This window comes from Streptomyces sp. SID8352 (genome assembly GCF_009862265.1).
GTDB lineage: Bacteria > Actinomycetota > Actinomycetes > Streptomycetales > Streptomycetaceae > Streptomyces.
On the sequence record NZ_WWGX01000068.1, the window covers coordinates 55,937 to 72,848 of the forward strand.

Here is a 16,912-nt window from a genome sequence, read left to right on the forward strand (position 1 = left end):
CAGGGGGGCTCGGGGCAGCCCACGGAATGTCGACAAGCCACGGGGCCGTCCGGCACCGCCCGCCGAGCCCGCCGGACCCCGGTCCACCCCGGTCCACCCCGCGCACCGGTCCCACCGGCCCGCCGCGCCCCGCGCACCCGCGCACCCCCGCCCCCGCCTCCCTCACCCCACCCCCGAGGCCGCCCCAGGGGGCGTACGGGCGCACTCGGGGCGACACCCGCCGGCGGTGCTTGCCCCGCCCTCCGCGCCCACGAACCATCCCTGGTGTCGCCGCCGTGCACCGAAGGGACCCTCCGCGATGCGAGCCGCCGTCCTCCGCCGGGCCACCGCGGCCCTCCTGCTCCTGGCCTCCCTCGTCGCCGCGCCCGCCGCCCGGGCCCAGGAGCCCCCGGGCGCCGCCGAGGCGCGCGGCACCGCCCTGGCCGCACGGCGCGCGGCGGCGGCCCGGATCGCCTTCGGGAACTGCCCGGAGACGGAGGGGCTGCCCGCCTCCGTGCGCTGCGGCACGGTCACCGTGCCCCTGGACTACGCACACCCGGACGGCGAGCGCCTCCGGCTCACCGTCAGCCGCGCGGCGGCGACCGGCCGGGACCCGGACGGCGGGGGCGAGGTCCCCGGCCAGGGCGCCCTCGTCTTCAACCCCGGCGGCCCCGGCGCCTCCGGGCTGTACTTCCCGCTGGCCGGGATGGTGCCCGCCTGGAAGCGCCTCGCCGCCGCCTACGACCTCGTCGGCTACGCCCCGCGCGGGGTCGCCCCGTCCGCACCGCTGTCCTGCCAACGGCCCGAGGAGTACTTCAAGGGGCCCCACCCCGCCCCGGCGCATCCCTCGGCGGCGTACAAGCGGCAGCGGGCCGCCGAGGCGGAGCGGTACGCGCGGGACTGCGCCGAGCGGGCCGGGGACGCCCTGCGCCACTACCACTCCCTGAACAACGCCCGCGACCTGGAGGTGATCCGGGCCGCGCTGGGCGAGCGGCGGCTGACCTTCATGGGCGCCTCCTACGGGACCTACCTGGGCACCCTCTACGCCGGACTGTTCCCCTCCCGGGTGCGGCGGATGGTGTTCGACTCGGCGGTGGACCCGCGCCCGGAGCACGTCTGGTACGGCGTCAACCTGGCCCAGTCGGCCGCCTTCGAGCGCCGCTGGTCCGACGTCAAGCGGTGGATCGCCCGGCACGACGCGGTCTACGGGCTCGGCGACACCCCGCGCGAGGTGCAGGGCTCCTACGAGCGGGCGGCGGCGGCCCTGGCCCGGGAGCCCGCGGGCGGCACGGTCGGCCCGGCGCAGTTGCAGGGCACGTTCCTCGGGGCCGGGTACTACGACGACTACTGGCCCCACCGCGCCGAGGCGCTGTCGGCGTATCTGAGGGGGGATCCACAGCCGCTGATCGACCAGGCGGGGACCCGGCCCCCGGAGGCGGCGGCCGGGGCGGAGAACGCCGGCGCGGTCTACACGGCCGTCGAGTGCAACGACGCGCCCTGGCCCACGGACTTCCGGGTCTGGGACCGGGACAACACCCGGCTGGCCCGCACCGCGCCCTTCGAGACCTGGGACAACGTGTGGACGAACCTGCCGTGCGCCTTCTGGCGGGCGCCCCGGCAGCTCCCCCTCGACGTGCGCACCGCGCCCGGTGAGCTGCCGCCGACGCTGATCCTGGCGGCGGAGCGGGACGCGGCCGCCCCGTACACCGGGGCGCTGGAGCTGCGCCGGAGGCTGGCGGGCTCGGTGCTGGTGACCGAGCGGGGCGCGGGGTCGCACGGCGTCGCGGGCGGTCCGAACGCCTGCGTCAACGCGCACCTGGAGGCGTATCTGCTGGACGGCCGGGTCCCGGCGCGGGACGCGTCCTGCGCCCCGCGCCCGGAGCCCCGGCCCCGGGAGGATTCCGGGGCCGCGGGGCGGGGGGCCTGATCAGGCGAGGCCCGCCACCAGCTCGCCGATCTCCTTGCGGCGGCCGGTGTAGAACGGCACCTCCTCGCGGACGTGCAGCCGGGCCTCGGAGGCGCGCAGGTGGCGCATCAGGTCGACGATGCGGTGCAGCTCGTCGGCCTCGAAGGCGAGCACCCACTCGTAGTCCCCGAGGGCGAAGGACGCGACGGTGTTGGCCCGCACGTCCGGGTAGCCGCGGGCCATCTTGCCGTGGTCCGCGAGCATGCGGCGGCGGTCCTCGTCGGGCAGCAGGTACCAGTCGTAGGAGCGCACGAAGGGGTAGACGCAGATGTAGGCGCGCGGCGTCTCGTCGGCGAGGAACGCCGGGATGTGCGAGCGGTTGAACTCGGCGGGGCGGTGCAGCGCCATGTTCGACCAGACCGGCTCCAGCGACCGGCCGAGCCGGGTGCGGCGGAAGAGGTTGTACGCCTCCTGGAGCTGGTCGGCGGTCTCCGCGTGCCACCAGATCATGAGGTCGGCGTCGGCTCGCAGACCGGAGACGTCGTAGGTGCCGCGGACCGTCACGTCCTTGGCGGCGAGCTGGTCGAACAGCTCCTGGACCTCTTCGGCCCAGCCCGTGCGCTCCTCGGGCAGCGTGTCCTTGAGCCGGAAAACGGACCAGAGGGTGTAGCGGATGACCTCGTTGAGGTCCTTGGCCAGCTTGCCCTTGTTGGGGATGCGGTCGGCGGCAGGGGTGGAGGCGTCGTCACTCATGACCCTATTCTCCCGCTCCGCCCCGGGCGCCGGGCACCGGGTCGGCCGTTGCGCCCGCCGCGCCGCGCAGACGGTCCACGGCGGCGTGGGCGTCCGCGACGGTCGCCGGGATGCCGACGCCCTCGTACGCCGCCCCGCACACGTCGATGCCGGGGAGCCCGGCGAGGTGCGCCCGGACGCGGGCCACCCGCGCGTGGTGGCCGACGGGGTACTGGGGCAGTCCGTCCCGCCAGCGGGTGACCCGGGTGGCGACGGGCGCCGCGGACAGCCCGGTGGCCTCCCGGAGGTCGTGCCGGGAGACCTCGACCAGGGCGTCGTCGTCGCGGCCGAGGATCTCCGTCTCGCCGTACCGTCCGACGGAGGCGCGCACGACGGTCAGGCCGGGGTCCTGGGCGTCGATCCAGCCCCACTTGCGGGAGGCGAAGGTGGACGCCTTGATGGTGTGCCCGTCCACCGGCGGCACCAGGAAGCCGCTGCCCTCGGGGAGCGCGGCGGCGTCGGAGCGGCGGTAGGCGAGGGTGATCAGGGCCATGGAGGCGTACTCGACGGCGGCCAGTTCGGCCGCGGCGGCGGGCGCCTCGGCGCGCAGCAGCCCGGCGGCGGCGGGCGCGGGCACGGCGACGACGACGGCGTCGGCGCGCAGCTCCCGGTCGCCCGCGGTGATCCGCCAGCCGTCGGGGGTGCGGCGCAGCCCGGTGGCGGGGGTGCGGGTGAGGATCTCGGCGCCGCGGGCGCGCAGCGCGTCGGCGACGGCGAGCGGGAGGGTGCCGATGCCGCCCTCGATGCCCATGAACACCGGTCCGGCGGCGGGGGCGGTGGCGGTGCGGCCCTGGAGCGCGCGGACCGCCTCGGTCAGGGAGGCGTGGGCGCGGGCGGCCTCGAAGAGCTGGGGGACGGCGGAGCGCAGGGAGATGCGGTAGGCGTCGCCCGCGTAGACGCCGCCGAGCAGGGGTTCCACGACGCGGTCGACGACCTCGCGGCCGACGCGGGCGGCGACGTACTCGCCGACCGCCACGTCCTCCCCGATTTCGGTGGGCGGCAGTTCGGCGTCGCGTCCGACCCGGGCGAGGCCCTCGTCGGAGAGGACGCCGGCCAGGGCGGCGGCGGTGCCGGGGACGCCCATGACGTGGCCCTTGGGCATGGGGCGCAGGGTGCCGCGGGTCCACAGGGAGGCGGAGGCGGTGGCGGGGGGCTGGAGCCGGTCGCCGAGTCCGACGGCGCGGGCCAGGGCGACGCCCTCGGGGCGGCGGGCGAGCATGGACTCGGCGCCGAGGTCCACCCGGGCGCCGGCGATCTCGCCGGGCAGCAGCTTCCCGCCGACCCGCTCCGACGCCTCCAGCACGGTCACCCGGGCGCCGAGGTCCAGCGCCCGCAGCCCGGCGGCCAGCCCGGCGATCCCGGCCCCTACGACGACCACGTGTCCCCATGCCGCGGGACGGCCGCCCGCGCTGTCCGCACTCTGCGTCTCACCCATGTCCCCACCCTCTCAAATCCGGCCTCCCGCACCGCGCGCGGCCGGGTCCGGGCGGGCCGCGCGGCGCGGATGAGGCCGGAACGTGATCCGTTCGGAACCGTTTCGCGCCGTCGGACGCGGGCCCGGCCACGTCATAGCTACGACGCGGCGGCCCCGCCCGTCACGGAGACGACGACAGATCACGAACTCGGGGGACCCTGTGGGCAGACGATCAACCCTGCGAACCGTTCCGGCCGCGGCCGGAGTCCTGCTGGCGGCGGCCCTGACCCTCACGGGGTGCTCCGCCGACGACTCGGGCGTCCCGGACCGGGCGACGGACCGCGCGGCGGCCCCGGCGAACAAGGCGGCCGGCGCGGAGGCGGCGGCGGGCACGGAGGCGGCGGCAGGCGCGGCGGCGGGCGACCGGGCCGCCGGGGCCCCGTCCGACGGCGCCCGCACGGCTCCCCGGTCCGCGAGCAGCATCGTCCGCACCGTGTCGCTGACGGTGCGGGTCAAGGACGTGCCCGAGGCGCTGGCGGCGGCCCGCGCCGCCGCCGAGGACGCGGGCGGCTACGTCGGCGACGAGAGCACCACCCGGGGCTCGGACGGCCATGAGCGCACCCGGGTGGTGCTGCGGGTGCCGGTGGACTCGTACCGGGAGGTGCTCACCGAACTGGAGGGCGCGGGACGGCTGGTGAGCCGCGAGGCGAAGGCGGAGGACGTCACCGACCAGGTCGTGGACGTGGAGAGCCGGATCGCCTCGCAGCGCGCCAGCGTGGCCCGGGTCCGCGAACTGATGGACCAGGCGACCCGGTTGAGCGACATCGTGGCCCTGGAGGGCGAACTGGGCACCCGCCAGGCCGAGCTGGAGTCCCTGCTCGCCCGGCAGAAGTCGCTGAAGGACCGCGCCTCCCTGGCCACCATCACGCTCTCCCTGTCGGAGACCGCGCCGCAGGCGCGGGACTCCGGCGAGGACGACGGCCCCGGGTTCGCGGACGCGCTGTCCGGCGGCTGGGACGCGTTCGTGACGGTGCTGCGCTGGCTGCTGCTGGTGATCGGCGCGGTACTGCCGTTCGCCGCGGTGGGCGCCGTGCTGCTGCTGGTGTGGCTGCGGGTGCTGCGGCCCCTCCTGGCCCGCCGCGCACCGGCCGCTCCCTTCCCGCCGGCGGCGCCGCTGCCGGGCCCGGCGGGGGCGGAGCGGGAGCCGGCGGGACGGAGCCCGCTGCCGGCCGCGCCGCCGGTCGCCGGGGACACGGGCCCCGCGGGGCCGGGCGGCACGCGGGGTGAATCCGGCCCCGCGTAGCGTGGGGGCATGAGCGTCAACGGTGCGCGCGGCGGCGCGCGGGAACGGCTGGTCGTGATCGGCGGTGACGCCGCGGGCATGTCCGCGGCGTCCCAGGCCCGGCGCCTCAGGGGTCCGGACGAACTGGAGATCGTGGCCTTCGAACGCGGCCACTTCAGCTCCTTCTCGGCCTGCGGCATCCCCTACTGGGTCGGCGGCGACGTCTCCGGCCGGGACGAGCTGATCGCCCGTACGCCCGAGGAGCACCGCGCCCGCGGCATCGACCTGCGGATGCGCACCGAGGTCACCGGGATCGACGTCGAGGGTGGCCGGGTCCGCGCGCGGAACGCCGACACCGGGGACGCGTACTGGACGCCGTACGACAAGCTGGTGATCGCGACCGGGGCCCGCCCGGTGCGGCCCCCGCTGCCGGGCGTGGACGCGCCCGGGGTGCACGGGGTACAGACACTGGACGACGGACAGGCGCTGCTGGACACGATGGCCCGCACCCGGGGCCGCCGCGCGGTGGTCGTCGGCGCCGGGTACATCGGCGTCGAGATGGCCGAGGCGATGATCAACCGCGGCTACGAGGTGACCGTCGTCAACCGGGGCAGCGAGCCCATGTCCACCCTCGACCCGGACATGGGCCGTCTGGTGCACGGGGCGATGGAGGGCCTCGGGATCACCATGGTCAACGGCGCCGAGGTCACCGGCCTGCCCACCGGGGACGACGGCCGGGTCCGGGCGGTGGCCACGGCGGACGGCGAGTACCCGGCCGACGTGGTGGTGCTCGGCATCGGGGTGCGCCCCGAGACCGGGCTCGCGGCGGCGGCCGGGCTGCCCCTGGGCGCGCACGGCGGGCTGCTGACCGACCGGGCGATGCGGGTGCGCGGGCACGGGAACATCTGGGCCGGCGGCGACTGCGTCGAGGTGCTCGACCTCGTCTCCGGCCAGGAGCGGTACGTCCCGCTGGGCACCCACGCCAACAAGCACGGCCAGGTCATCGGCGCCAACGTGGGCGGCGGCTACGCCACCTTCCCCGGCGTGGTGGGCACGGCCGTCAGCAAGGTCTGCGACCTGGAGATCGCCCGCACCGGGCTGCGCGAGCGGGACGCCCTGCGGGCGGGGCTGCGGTTCGTGACGGTGACGGTGGAGTCCACCAGCCGCGCGGGCTACTACCCCGGGGCGTCCCCGATGACGGTGAAGATGCTGGCGGAGCTGCGCACCGGGCGCCTGCTGGGCGTGCAGATCGTCGGCCGGGAGGGCGCGGGCAAGCGCGTGGACATCGCGGCGGTGGCGCTGACCGCGGGGATGACGGTGGAGGCGATGACGGCCCTGGACCTGGGGTACGCGCCACCGTTCTCCCCCGTCTGGGACCCGGTCCTGGTGGCGGCCCGCAAGGCCACGGCAGCGGTCCGCGCGGCGGGAGCCTGACGGGACGGGTCTCGGCGGCTGACGGGACGGGCGGCGGGAGCCCGACGGGCTGGGCGTCCCGGCCGGGGCGGGGTGGCCGGGCCGTCCCGGCATCCGGAGCCGGTGCCGGCAGGCGGCAGGCGGCAGGCGGCAGGCGGCAGGCGGCAGGCGGCAGGCGGCAGGCGGCAGGCGGCGTCATCCTCGCCGAGGTGCTCGGGCCCGCGCGTCCCGTTCGGGCTATCCGCCGGTTCGCCGTCCGCCGGACGGGCAGTAGTCCCCTCGTGGTGATCCCCGTCCATGACATCAACCCCACCCGCACCACCCCCTGGGTGACCTACGCCCTGGTCGCGGCGAACATCGTGGTGTTCCTGTTCACGCCGGGCATGGCGGGCTCCCTGTCGGGCGGGGAGAGCCTCGCGCAGCTCTGCCACCTCCAGGCGTTCCTGGACCACTACGCGGCGGTGCCGCAGGAACTGGTCCAGCACCGGCTGCCCCGGCTGGTGCCGACCGGGGCGACGGGAGTGGGTCCGCAGGGACCGGGCTGCGTGGTGGCACCGCCGTCCTACGACAAGTCGCCCGAACTCAGCGTCCTCACCGCGATGTTCGTCCACGGCGGCTGGCTGCACCTGCTGGGCAACATGCTGTTCCTGTGGATCTTCGGCAACAACATCGAGGACCGCATGGGCCATCTGCCGTTCCTGCTCTTCTACGGCCTCTGCGGCTACACGGCCACCTACGGCTTCGCACTCCTGGACACCGGCTCGACCGCCCCGCTGATCGGCGCGTCGGGCGCCATCGCAGGGGTGCTCGGCGCCTATCTGGTGCTGTACCCGAGGGCCCGGGTCTGGGTCCTCGTCCCGTTCCTCGTCTTCCTGCCGCTGCGGCTGCCCGCCTGGCTGGTCCTGGGCTTCTGGTTCCTCCTCCAGGCGGTGTACTCCTCCGGCGGGGCCGTCTCGGAGGCGGGCACCGTGGCCTACTCGGCCCATGTCTTCGGCTTTCTGACCGGCATGCTCATCGCCTGGCCACTGCGCCGGAACACCGCGCCCCCGCCGGAGCCCCCGGCCCTGCTCTTCGGGCGCGGGGCCCGGTAGGGGCGCGGGCGGGTCAGCGGGCGGTCTCGGTGTGGACGTGGTCCACCAGACGGGTCAGGGCGTCCGGGTCGGTGGACGGCAGCACACCGTGGCCGAGGTTGAAAATGTGGCCCTCCAGGCCCGCCGCCGCGTCCAGCACCTCACGGGCCTTGGCCCGCACCGCCTCGGGAGTGGCGAACAGGACGGCCGGGTCCAGGTTGCCCTGGAGCGCCTTCCCGGGACCGACCCGGCGAGCGGCCTCGTCCAGCGGAACGCGCCAGTCGACACCCACGACGTCCGCCCCGGCCTCACCCATCGGGCCGAGCAGCTCGCCGGTGCCCACGCCGAAGTGGATGCGCGGCACCCCGTATCCGGCGACGGCCTCGAAGACCTTGACGGAGGCGGGCAGCACCGAGCGCCGGTAGTCGGCGGGGGCGAGCGCGCCGACCCAGGAGTCGAAGAGCTGGACGGCGCTGGCCCCGGCCTCGATCTGCACCTTCAGGAAGGCGGCCGTGATGTCCGCCAGCCGGTCCAGCAGGTCGGCCCAGAGCTGCGGGTCGCCGTACATGAGCGCCTTGGTGTGCTCGTGGTTGCGGGACGGGCCGCCCTCCACGAGGTAGCTGGCGAGCGTGAACGGAGCGCCCGCGAAGCCGATCAGCGGGGTGGCGCCCAGCTCGCGGGTGAGCAGGCGGTACGCCTCGGTGACGTAGGAGACGTCCTCGGGGGTCAGGTCGCGCAGCCGCGCCAGGTCCGCGCGGGTGCGGATCGGCCGCTCGACGACCGGGCCGATGCCGGGCTTGATGTCGAGGTCGATGCCGATCGCCTTGAGCGGGACGACGATGTCGCTGAAGTAGATCGCCGCGTCCACCCCGTGCCGGTGGACCGGCTGGAGGGTGATCTCGGTGACCAGTTCCGGCCGCATGCAGGAGTCGAGCATCCCGATGCCCTCGCGCACCTTGCGGTACTCCGGCAGCGAGCGCCCGGCCTGCCGCATGAACCACACGGGCGTGTGCGGCACCGGCTCACGCCGGCACGCCCTCAGGAAGGCGGAGTCGTACGTGGCGGTCGGCTGCTTGCCCGCAGGGCTCAGGTTGGCACTCACACCGCCCAGTCTCGCACGACCCCCGGCCGCGCCCGGCCCGTGGGTACGGGCGCGCCGGGGCCCCGCGTTCGCCCCGCGCCCGGCCCCCGCGCCCGGCCGTCCGCCGGCCGTCGCCCACCGGCGCGCCGCGTCCTCCCGGCGGGGCCCGTGGGCCGCCGCGCACCGTGCGATCCGGACATCGCGCCCGCCCACGGGTGTCCCTCCCTGCGCCGGGCCCGGCTTCCGCTTAATCTTCCCCGCATGGCTGCGGCTCAGGGACGACTGTCGGACGGCGCTGGCGGAATGGACGAGCGGAAGGACACCGGGGAGGAGGCCCCGCATACGGGCACCACGGCTCCGCCCGTGTTCTCGGCGGCGGTCGAGGCGCTGCGCACCGCGCGATTGCGGCCGCAGATCGAGGTGGAGGCGACCCGGGCACCGCAACGGCTCGCCCCCTACGCGTACGCGCTGGAGGCCGCCGTCGTCGAGGACGGCGAGGACCTGGCCGACGGACGCCTGGTGCTGCTGCACGACCCGGCCGGGCACGACGCCTGGCGGGGCACCTTCCGGCTGGTGACGCTGGTGCGCGCCGAGCTGGAGCCGGAGATGGCCGCCGATCCCCTGCTGCCGGACGTGTGCTGGTCCTGGCTGACCGGCGCGCTCCAGGCCCGCGGTCTGCTGTACGGCGAGCCCAGCGGCACGGTCACCCGCGCCAGTTCCCACTACTTCGGTGAGCTGTCGACCCGGCCCTCGGCCTCGCAGATCGAGATCCGGGCGTCCTGGACGCCGCGCGAGGGGCGGGGCGGAGTCGTGGACACGGCCGCGCACCTGGCCTCGTGGTGCGATCTGCTGGCCCAGGTGGCGGGGCTGCCCCCGGCGGGCCCCGGCGACGCCTCGGTCGTGACCCTGCCCCAGCGGCGCGGCCCCCAGTCCCGCTGAGCGCCGGTCCGTGATCCCCGGCGGACCGGTGCGCGGCACCGGACGCGGCGTGCGGCGCGGCGCGACGGAGGGGCGCGCGACGGAGTAGCGCAGGGACACCGGGCGCCTCCGGGGGTTCCGGCTCCGCGGCGAGGCGGCGCGGCCGTCGTCGCGCGCCCGCCGGGGAGTTCGGGACGGCGCGGAGGGGACGCCTTCCCGGTCCGGCCACGGGTGCCCGGCCCGGCGGATCGCGCCCGGGGCGCCCCCGGCACGCGAGGTGCGCGAGGTGCGCGAGGTGCGCGAGGTGCGCGAGGTGCGCGAGGTGCGCGAGGTGCGCGAGGTGCGCGAGGTGCGCGAGGTGCGCGANGCGCGAGGTGCGCGAGGTGCGCGAGGTGCGCGAGGTGCGCGAGGTGCGCGAGGTGCGCGAGGTGCGCGAGGTGCGCGAGGTGCGCGAGGTGCGCGGAGCGCCCGGGGTACGGGGAGCACCCGGGATGCGCGAGGCACGCGAGGCACCCCGGATGCCCGGGATGCGCGGAATGCCCGCAGCGACCGGAGCACCCGGGACACCCGGAGAGCACGGGATGCAGGGCCACCGGGATCCCGGGCGTGCACGGCGTCCGACACGCCGGAGGTTTCGCCGCGCGCGGGATCGACGCACGCGCGCCCCGCCCCTCCCCCTTCCTCCAACGCACCCAGCCTCCCGCCGGAGCCCCGCCCGGCCGGGCCCGCGCCAACCGCCCCGAGCACGACCGGACACACGAAGAGGACCCAGGCCCCCCGTGCCGCACACCAGACAGCCCCGGGGCCCTACGCCGCGGGCCCGTCGCAGAGGCCCAGGCCCCACGACCGGACGACGGCCCGACAGCCCGCCCCGGCAGCCCCTCGGCCCGCCGACATCTCCGGCGCCTCCGGCCCAACAGCGCCCCCACCCCCAGGACCGCGGCATCGTCACCGTCGAGGGGCTCGCCGCCCGCGCCGGAGCCCGCGCCCGCACCGCCGACGGGGGGGGGCGAAGACACTCCCGGACTTCCGCACCCCCGTACTTCCGCCGCCCCAGGATCCCCGCCGGGCCCTGCCACCTCGCCACCTCGCCACCTCGCCGCTCCCGCGCCAGGGAAAAACGCGCGTCACTTTGTCGATACGGCCACTTTCGGGCGCTTATCGACACAGAGTGGAACCGTTCGGACTTCGAATGATCGACCATCTGTCCGAATTGAGCGGATTGTTACTCACCAGATCGTGATCATTCTCTAAAGGCGGGCGGACTCGATGCCGAAGACGACTGTGACCTTGAAAGCACGGTTCGTCCCGGCTTCACCCCCAGGAGCCGGTCCCGTCCCTCACCCCAGGAGGCCTGGTGTCCGTTCTTCTCGAGCAGCCCGCAAGCCTGGTCGCCTACCGCCCGAACAAGCCGACCGCCATGGTGGTCGTGGCCGACCCGCGCGTCCGATCCACCGTCACCCGCCATCTGTGGGCGCTCGGTGTGCGCGACGTCATCGAGGCCTCGTCCGTCGCGGAGGCTCGTCCCCGCATCGGCAACCCCCGCGACATCTGTGTCGCCGACGTCCATCTCCCCGACGGCTCCGGCCTGACCCTGCTCTCCGAGACCCGCGCCGCGGGCTGGCCCAACGGCCTCGCCCTCTCGGCCGCCGACGACATCGGCGCCGTGCGCAACGCCCTCGCCGGCGGCGTGAAGGGCTATGTCGTCACCGGTACCCGTACCAACATCGGGCTCCCCACCAGACCCGGTGCCGCCCCCATCGGCGCCGCCGCCGCCCGGCTGCACCGCCGCCCCCCGGGTGCCCCGAGCCACCCGGGCGGATACCGCGAACTCTCCGGCCGCGAGGTGGAGGTGCTGCGGCTGGTGGCGGAGGGCCAGTCCAACAAGGCGATCGGCGTCTCCATGGGCCTGTCCGCGCTGACCGTCAAGAGCCACCTGGCCCGCATCGCCCGCAAGCTCGGCACGGGCGACCGGGCCGGAATGGTCGCGGTCGCCCTGCGGACCGGCATCATCCACTGACCCCCGCCCCCAGAGCCAGCAACCCTCCCCGCCTCCTTTCCCCACCTCCGACACCCCCGCCGGCCCTCCACCGCACCAAGGGTCCGCCCGTCCTCCGGCGCCCGCCCTCTTTCACGACCTGACTGGTTTACGACCTTCCGGCACCCGTCGACCGAACGTCGCGTCGACGGGTGCCGCCCATCCACGGATACTCTTGCCTGGTGACCGACGCCCACGAAACCGCAGCAGACCGTTCACTGCGCACCACCGGAGGCGCCCCTCCGGACGACGCCGGATCTTCTGTGACTCAGGCGCCGACACCCTTGCTCGAACCCCGCGAGGGCATTCCGCCGGTGATCGCCGACGCCGGTGCCCTCGCCGAGGTGACCGCCGCCTTCGCCGCGGGCACCGGCCCCGTCGCCGTCGACGCCGAGCGCGCCTCCGGCTACCGCTACGGGCAGCGGGCCTATCTGGTCCAGCTCCGCCGCCAGGGCGCCGGGACCGCGCTCATCGACCCCGTCGCCTGCCCCGACCTGTCCGGGCTGGGCGCCGCGCTCTCCGGGACGGAGTGGGTGCTGCACGCCGCCACCCAGGACCTGCCCTGCCTGCGCGAGATAGGGATGGTGCCGAGCACCCTCTTCGACACCGAGCTGGCCGGCCGGCTCGCCGGGTTCCCCCGGGTCGGCCTCGGCGCGATGGTCGAGAACGTGCTCGGTTTCGTCCTGGAGAAGGGCCACTCGGCCGTCGACTGGTCCACCCGCCCGCTGCCCGAGCCCTGGCTGCGCTACGCCGCGCTCGACGTGGAGCTGCTGGTCGACCTGCGCGACGCGCTGGAGAAGGAGCTGGAGCGGCAGGGCAAGCTGGAGTGGGCCCGGCAGGAGTTCGACGCCATCGCCGCCGCCCCGCCCGCCGAGCCCCGCAAGGACCCCTGGCGGCGCACCTCCGGCATGCACAAGGTGCGCAGGCGCCGGCAGCTCGCCGTCGTCCGGGAGCTGTGGCAGACCCGGGACCACGTCGCGCAGCGCCGGGACGTCTCCCCCGGCAAGGTGCTCGGCGACGCGGCCATCGTGGAGGCGGCGCTCGCGCAGCCCGCCAACACCCACGCGCTGGCCGCGCTGCACGGCTTCGGCCGGGTCAACCGGCGCCAGCTCGACCAGTGGCAGGCCGCCGTCGACCGGGCCAGGAGCCTGACCGAGTCGCAGTTGCCGCAGCCCGGCCAGGCCGTGACCGGCCCGCCGCCGCCGCGCGCCTGGGCCGACAAGGACCCGGCCGCGGCCGCCCGGCTGTCGGCGGCGCGCGCCGCGGTGAGCGCGCTGGCCGAGGAGCTGGCCATGCCCCAGGAGAACCTGATCACGCCGGACACGGTGCGCCGGGTGTGCTGGCAGCCGCCGAAGGAGAGCGGCGCCGAGGCCGTCACCGAGGCCCTGGCCGCGCACGGGGCGCGGCCCTGGCAGGTGGAGCTGGTGACCCCGCTGCTGGTGGAGGCGCTGGCGGCGCAGCCGGGCGAGCAGCAGGAGGCCGGTCCGCGGGCGGTGTGACCTTCACCGCTTGGGCGGGGAGGGCTGGGCAGCTACGTTACCCACAAGTAGCATGGGCTGAGCGCGCGCTCAGCGCATGCGTGCCGCAGCAGTGCCATCCCGCACCTGGAGGAGAGCCATCGTGCCTCGTACCCTCAGGGACGTCGTCTTCGTCGACGGCGTCCGCACCCCGTTCGGCAAGGCGGGCCCCAAGGGCGTCTACCACGAGACCCGCGCCGACGACCTGGTCGTGAAGGCGATCCGGGAGCTGCTGCGCCGCAACCCGGGTCTCGACCCGAAGCGGATCGACGAGGTCGCCATCGCCGCCACCACGCAGATCGGCGACCAGGGCCTCACCCTCGGCCGTACCGCGGGCATCCTGGCGGGCCTGCCCGCCTCGGTGCCGGGCTACTCCGTCGACCGGATGTGCGCGGGCGCCCTGACGGCCGTGACCACGGTGGCCGGCTCGGTCGCCTTCGGCGCGTACGACGTGGCCGTCGCGGGCGGGGTCGAGCACATGGGCCGGCACCCGATGGGCGAGGGCGTGGACCCCAACCCGCGGTTCGTCAGCGAGAAGCTGGTCGACGAGTCCGCCCTGTTCATGGGCATGACCGCGGAGAACCTGCACGACCGCTTCCCGTCGATCACCAAGCGGCGGGCCGACGCGTACGCGGTGCGCTCCCAGGAGAAGGCCGCCAAGGCGTACGCCGACGGCCGGATCCAGGCGGATCTGGTACCGGTCTCGGTGCGCCGCACCTCCCCCGAGGGCGGCGAGACCGGCTGGGGCCTGGTCACCGCCGACGAGCCGATGCGCCCGGGGACCACGATGGAGAACCTGGCGGGCCTCAAGACGCCGTTCCGCGTCCACGGCCGGGTCACCGCGGGCAACGCGGCCGGGCTCAACGACGGCGCCACCGCCTCCCTCATCGCCTCCGAGGACTTCGCCCGGGAGCACGGGCTGCCGGTGAGGATGCGCCTGGTCGCGTACTCCTTCGCGGGCGTGGAGCCGGAGGTCATGGGCTACGGCCCGATCCCGGCCACCGAGAAGGCGCTCGCCCGGGCGGGCCTGTCGATCTCCGGCATCGGCCTGTTCGAGATCAACGAGGCGTTCGCCGTCCAGGTGCTCGCCTTCCTGGAGCACTACGGCATCGCCGACGACGACCCGCGCGTCAACCAGTACGGCGGGGCCATCGCCTTCGGCCACCCGCTGGCCTCCTCAGGCGTCCGGCTGATGACCCAGCTCGCCCGCCAGTTCGAGGACCGGCCCGACGTCCGCTACGGCCTGACCACCATGTGCGTCGGCTTCGGCATGGGCGCCACGGTCGTCTGGGAGAACCCGCACTTCGAGGGGGACAAGTGAGCACCACCGCAGAGCTGCTGAAGGGCGCCGCCGAGCTGTTCCCCGGCGAGGTCGTCACCCAGGCGCACGTGCGCCACTTCGACCTGCCGCTGGGTGCCGGGCGCTTCGCGCTGATCACCCTGGACAACGGCCACGACCACACCAGGCCGACGACGCTCGGCCCGCAGTCGCTGGCCAACATCGACGCCGCGATCGATCTGGTCGAGAAGGAGGCCGCGGCCGGGGAGATCGTCGGGGCCGGGGTCACCGGCAAGCCGTTCATCTTCGCGGTCGGCGCCGACCTCAAGGGCGTCGAGCTGCTGAAGCGCCACGAGGACGCGCTCGCCATCGGCCGGGGCGGCCACGATGTCTTCAAGCGGCTGGCCGCACTGGCCGTGCCGACCTTCGCCTACTACAACGGCGCGGCCATGGGCGGCGGGGTCGAGATCGGCCTGCACTGCTCCTACCGCACCGTCTCCGCGGCGCTGCCCGCCTTCTCCCTGCCCGAGGTCTTCCTCGGCCTGGTCCCGGGCTGGGGCGGCTGCACGCTGCTGCCCAACCTGATCGGCGCCGAGAAGGCCGTCTCGGTGATCATCGAGAACAGTCTCAGCCAGAACCGGCAGCTCAAGGGCGAGCAGGTGCACGCGCTCGGCATCGCGGACGCGATCTTCGAGGGCGCCGACTTCCTGGAGCAGTCCCTGGCCTGGACGGCCGCCGTGCTCAAGGGCGAGATCGCCGTGGAGCGCCCGGAGATCGACCGGGGCGAGGGCTGGGACCGGGCCGTCGCCAAGGGCCGCGCCGTCGCGGACGCCAAGGTGCACGGCGCCGCCCCGGCCGCCTACCGCGCCCTGGACATCATCGCCGCCGTCCGGGACGGCGACCTCCAGGCGGGCTTCGACGCCGAGGACCGGGCGCTGGCCGACCTCATCATGGGCGGCGAGCTGCGCTCCGGCATCTACGCCTTCAACCTGGTGCAGAAGCGGGCCAAGCGCCCGGCGGGCGCCCCGGACAGGAACCTGGCCCGCCCGGTCACCAAGGTGGGCGTGGTCGGCGCCGGTCTGATGGCCTCCCAGCTCGCGCTGCTGTTCCTGCGCCGCCTGGAGGTGCCGGTCGTGCTGACCGACATCGACCAGGAGCGCGTGGACAGGGGCGTGGGCTACGTGCACGCCGAGATCGACAAGCTGCTCGGCCGGGGCCGCATCGGCCAGGACCACGCCAACCGGCTCAAGGCCCTGGTCAGCGGCGTGCTGGACAAGGCGGAGGGCTTCGCGGACGCGGACTTCGTCATCGAGGCCGTCTTCGAGGAGACCGCCGTCAAGCAGCGGGTGTTCGCGGAGGTCGAGGCGGTCGCCCCGGCGCACGCGATCCTCGCGACCAACACCTCCTCCCTCTCGGTCTCCGAGATGGCCTCGCAGCTCGAACACCCCGAGCGGGTCGTCGGCTTCCACTTCTTCAACCCGGTCGCGGTCCTGCCGCTGCTGGAGATCGTGCGCGGCGAGCGGACCGACGACGCCTCGCTCGCCACCGCGTTCGCCGTGGCCAGGAAGCTGAAGAAGACCGCGGTGCTGGTCAAGGACGCCCCCGCGTTCGTGGTGAACCGCGTCCTGACCCGTTTCATGGGCGAGATCCAGAACGTCATCGACGAGGGCACCCCGGTCGAGGTGGCGGAGCGGGCGGTGGAGCCGCTCGGCCTGCCGATGTCCCCGCTGGTCCTGCTGGAGCTGGTCGGCCCCGCGATCGGCCTGCACGTCTCGGAGACCCTCCACCGGGCCTTCCCGGACCGCTTCACCGTCTCGCCGAACCTCAGGGCGGTCGTCGCCGCGGGCAAGCGCGGCTTCTACGTCCACGACAGCGGCAGCCCCGTGCTGGACCCGGAGGTCGCCGCGCTGCTGGAGCAGGGCGACACCGTCCTCACCGAGGAGCAGGTGCGCGCCCGGGTCCTGGACGCGGTGGCGCAGGAGATCGGCCTGATGCTCGACGAGGGCGTCGTCGCCGAGGCGCAGGACATCGACCTGTGCCTGATCACCGGCGCCGGCTGGCCCTTCCACCTGGGCGGCGTCACGCCGTACCTGGACCGCGAGGGCGTCAGCGAGCGGGTGAACGGGAGGCGGTTCCTGGAGCCGGGCGTGGCGAGCGTCCCCGAGTAGCCCCCGGGGCACGCGCGACGGCGGGCGGGCCGTACCGGGACTCCGGTGCGGCCCG

At 75.3% G+C, this 16,912-nt stretch carries 12 protein-coding genes; 9 read left to right on the top strand and 3 right to left on the bottom strand.

Annotated features, from left to right (window positions below; translation table 11 throughout):
- Positions 1 to 298: 298 nt before the first annotated feature.
- A complete protein-coding gene (locus GTY84_RS20980; RefSeq protein ID WP_161227855.1) occupies positions 299 to 1,906 on the top strand; it encodes an alpha/beta hydrolase in 1,608 nt (535 codons plus the stop codon).
- On the opposite strand, the gene hemQ is transcribed toward GTY84_RS20980, so the two are convergent.
- Positions 1,907 to 2,638: a hydrogen peroxide-dependent heme synthase gene (gene hemQ, locus GTY84_RS20985; protein ID WP_161227856.1), complete on the bottom strand. Its 732-nt coding sequence runs from the start codon at positions 2,636 to 2,638 to the stop codon at positions 1,907 to 1,909.
- A 4-nt stretch (positions 2,639 to 2,642) separates the two neighbouring features.
- Complete coding sequence (gene hemG, locus GTY84_RS20990; RefSeq protein WP_161227857.1) at positions 2,643 to 4,112, bottom strand: protoporphyrinogen oxidase; 1,470 nt, start codon at positions 4,110 to 4,112, stop codon at positions 2,643 to 2,645.
- Positions 4,113 to 4,311: 199 nt separating this feature from the next.
- Between hemG and GTY84_RS20995 the strand changes: the two genes are divergently transcribed.
- From GTY84_RS20995 to GTY84_RS21005, 3 genes are all read left to right on the top strand, one after another.
- Positions 4,312 to 5,394, top strand: coding sequence for a DUF4349 domain-containing protein (locus GTY84_RS20995; protein WP_161227858.1), 1,083 nt, complete (start codon positions 4,312 to 4,314; stop codon positions 5,392 to 5,394).
- Positions 5,395 to 5,403: 9 nt separating this feature from the next.
- Positions 5,404 to 6,807 carry an FAD-dependent oxidoreductase gene (locus GTY84_RS21000; RefSeq protein WP_161227859.1) on the top strand — a complete coding sequence of 468 codons (1,404 nt, stop codon included), beginning with the start codon at positions 5,404 to 5,406 and terminating at the stop codon, positions 6,805 to 6,807.
- 260 nt (positions 6,808 to 7,067) lie between these two features.
- Positions 7,068 to 7,877: a rhomboid family intramembrane serine protease gene (locus GTY84_RS21005; protein ID WP_161227860.1), complete on the top strand. Its 810-nt coding sequence runs from the start codon at positions 7,068 to 7,070 to the stop codon at positions 7,875 to 7,877.
- A 13-nt stretch (positions 7,878 to 7,890) separates the two neighbouring features.
- Here the strand turns inward: GTY84_RS21005 and hemE are convergent, their stop codons facing one another.
- A complete protein-coding gene (gene hemE / locus GTY84_RS21010) occupies positions 7,891 to 8,958 on the bottom strand; it encodes a uroporphyrinogen decarboxylase (RefSeq protein WP_161227861.1) in 1,068 nt (355 codons plus the stop codon).
- A gap of 240 nt (positions 8,959 to 9,198) precedes the next feature.
- Here hemE and GTY84_RS21015 point away from each other — a divergent pair, with 240 nt between their 5' ends.
- The 5 genes from GTY84_RS21015 to GTY84_RS21035 all read left to right on the top strand — a co-directional run bounded on the left by GTY84_RS21015 (position 9,199) and on the right by GTY84_RS21035 (position 16,857).
- Positions 9,199 to 9,876 carry a DUF3000 domain-containing protein gene (locus GTY84_RS21015; RefSeq protein ID WP_161227862.1) on the top strand — a complete coding sequence of 226 codons (678 nt, stop codon included), beginning with the start codon at positions 9,199 to 9,201 and terminating at the stop codon, positions 9,874 to 9,876.
- Positions 9,877 to 11,212: 1,336 nt separating this feature from the next.
- Positions 11,213 to 11,875: a response regulator transcription factor gene (locus GTY84_RS21020; RefSeq protein ID WP_030249151.1), complete on the top strand. Its 663-nt coding sequence runs from the start codon at positions 11,213 to 11,215 to the stop codon at positions 11,873 to 11,875.
- A gap of 200 nt (positions 11,876 to 12,075) precedes the next feature.
- Complete coding sequence (locus tag GTY84_RS21025; protein WP_161227863.1) at positions 12,076 to 13,392, top strand: ribonuclease D; 1,317 nt, start codon at positions 12,076 to 12,078, stop codon at positions 13,390 to 13,392.
- 121 nt (positions 13,393 to 13,513) lie between these two features.
- Entirely contained in the window at positions 13,514 to 14,731 is a 1,218-nt protein-coding gene (locus GTY84_RS21030; RefSeq protein ID WP_161227864.1) for an acetyl-CoA C-acyltransferase, read from the top strand.
- On the top strand, positions 14,728 to 16,857 hold the full coding sequence (locus GTY84_RS21035; protein ID WP_161227865.1) for a 3-hydroxyacyl-CoA dehydrogenase NAD-binding domain-containing protein: 2,130 nt from the start codon (positions 14,728 to 14,730) through the stop codon (positions 16,855 to 16,857). Before GTY84_RS21030 ends, GTY84_RS21035 begins: the two co-directional genes overlap by 4 nt.
- The last annotated feature ends 55 nt before the right edge of the window (positions 16,858 to 16,912 follow it).

Coding starts and splice junctions, on each gene's coding strand:
- GTY84_RS21000 (WP_161227859.1), top strand. CDS start 5,404: ATGAGCGTCAACGGTGCGCGCGGCGGCGCGCGGGAACGGCTGGTCGTG.
- hemG (WP_161227857.1), bottom strand. CDS start 4,112: ATGGGTGAGACGCAGAGTGCGGACAGCGCGGGCGGCCGTCCCGCGGCA.
- hemQ (WP_161227856.1), bottom strand. CDS start 2,638: ATGAGTGACGACGCCTCCACCCCTGCCGCCGACCGCATCCCCAACAAG.
- GTY84_RS20980 (WP_161227855.1), top strand. CDS start 299: ATGCGAGCCGCCGTCCTCCGCCGGGCCACCGCGGCCCTCCTGCTCCTG.
- GTY84_RS21015 (WP_161227862.1), top strand. CDS start 9,199: ATGGCTGCGGCTCAGGGACGACTGTCGGACGGCGCTGGCGGAATGGAC.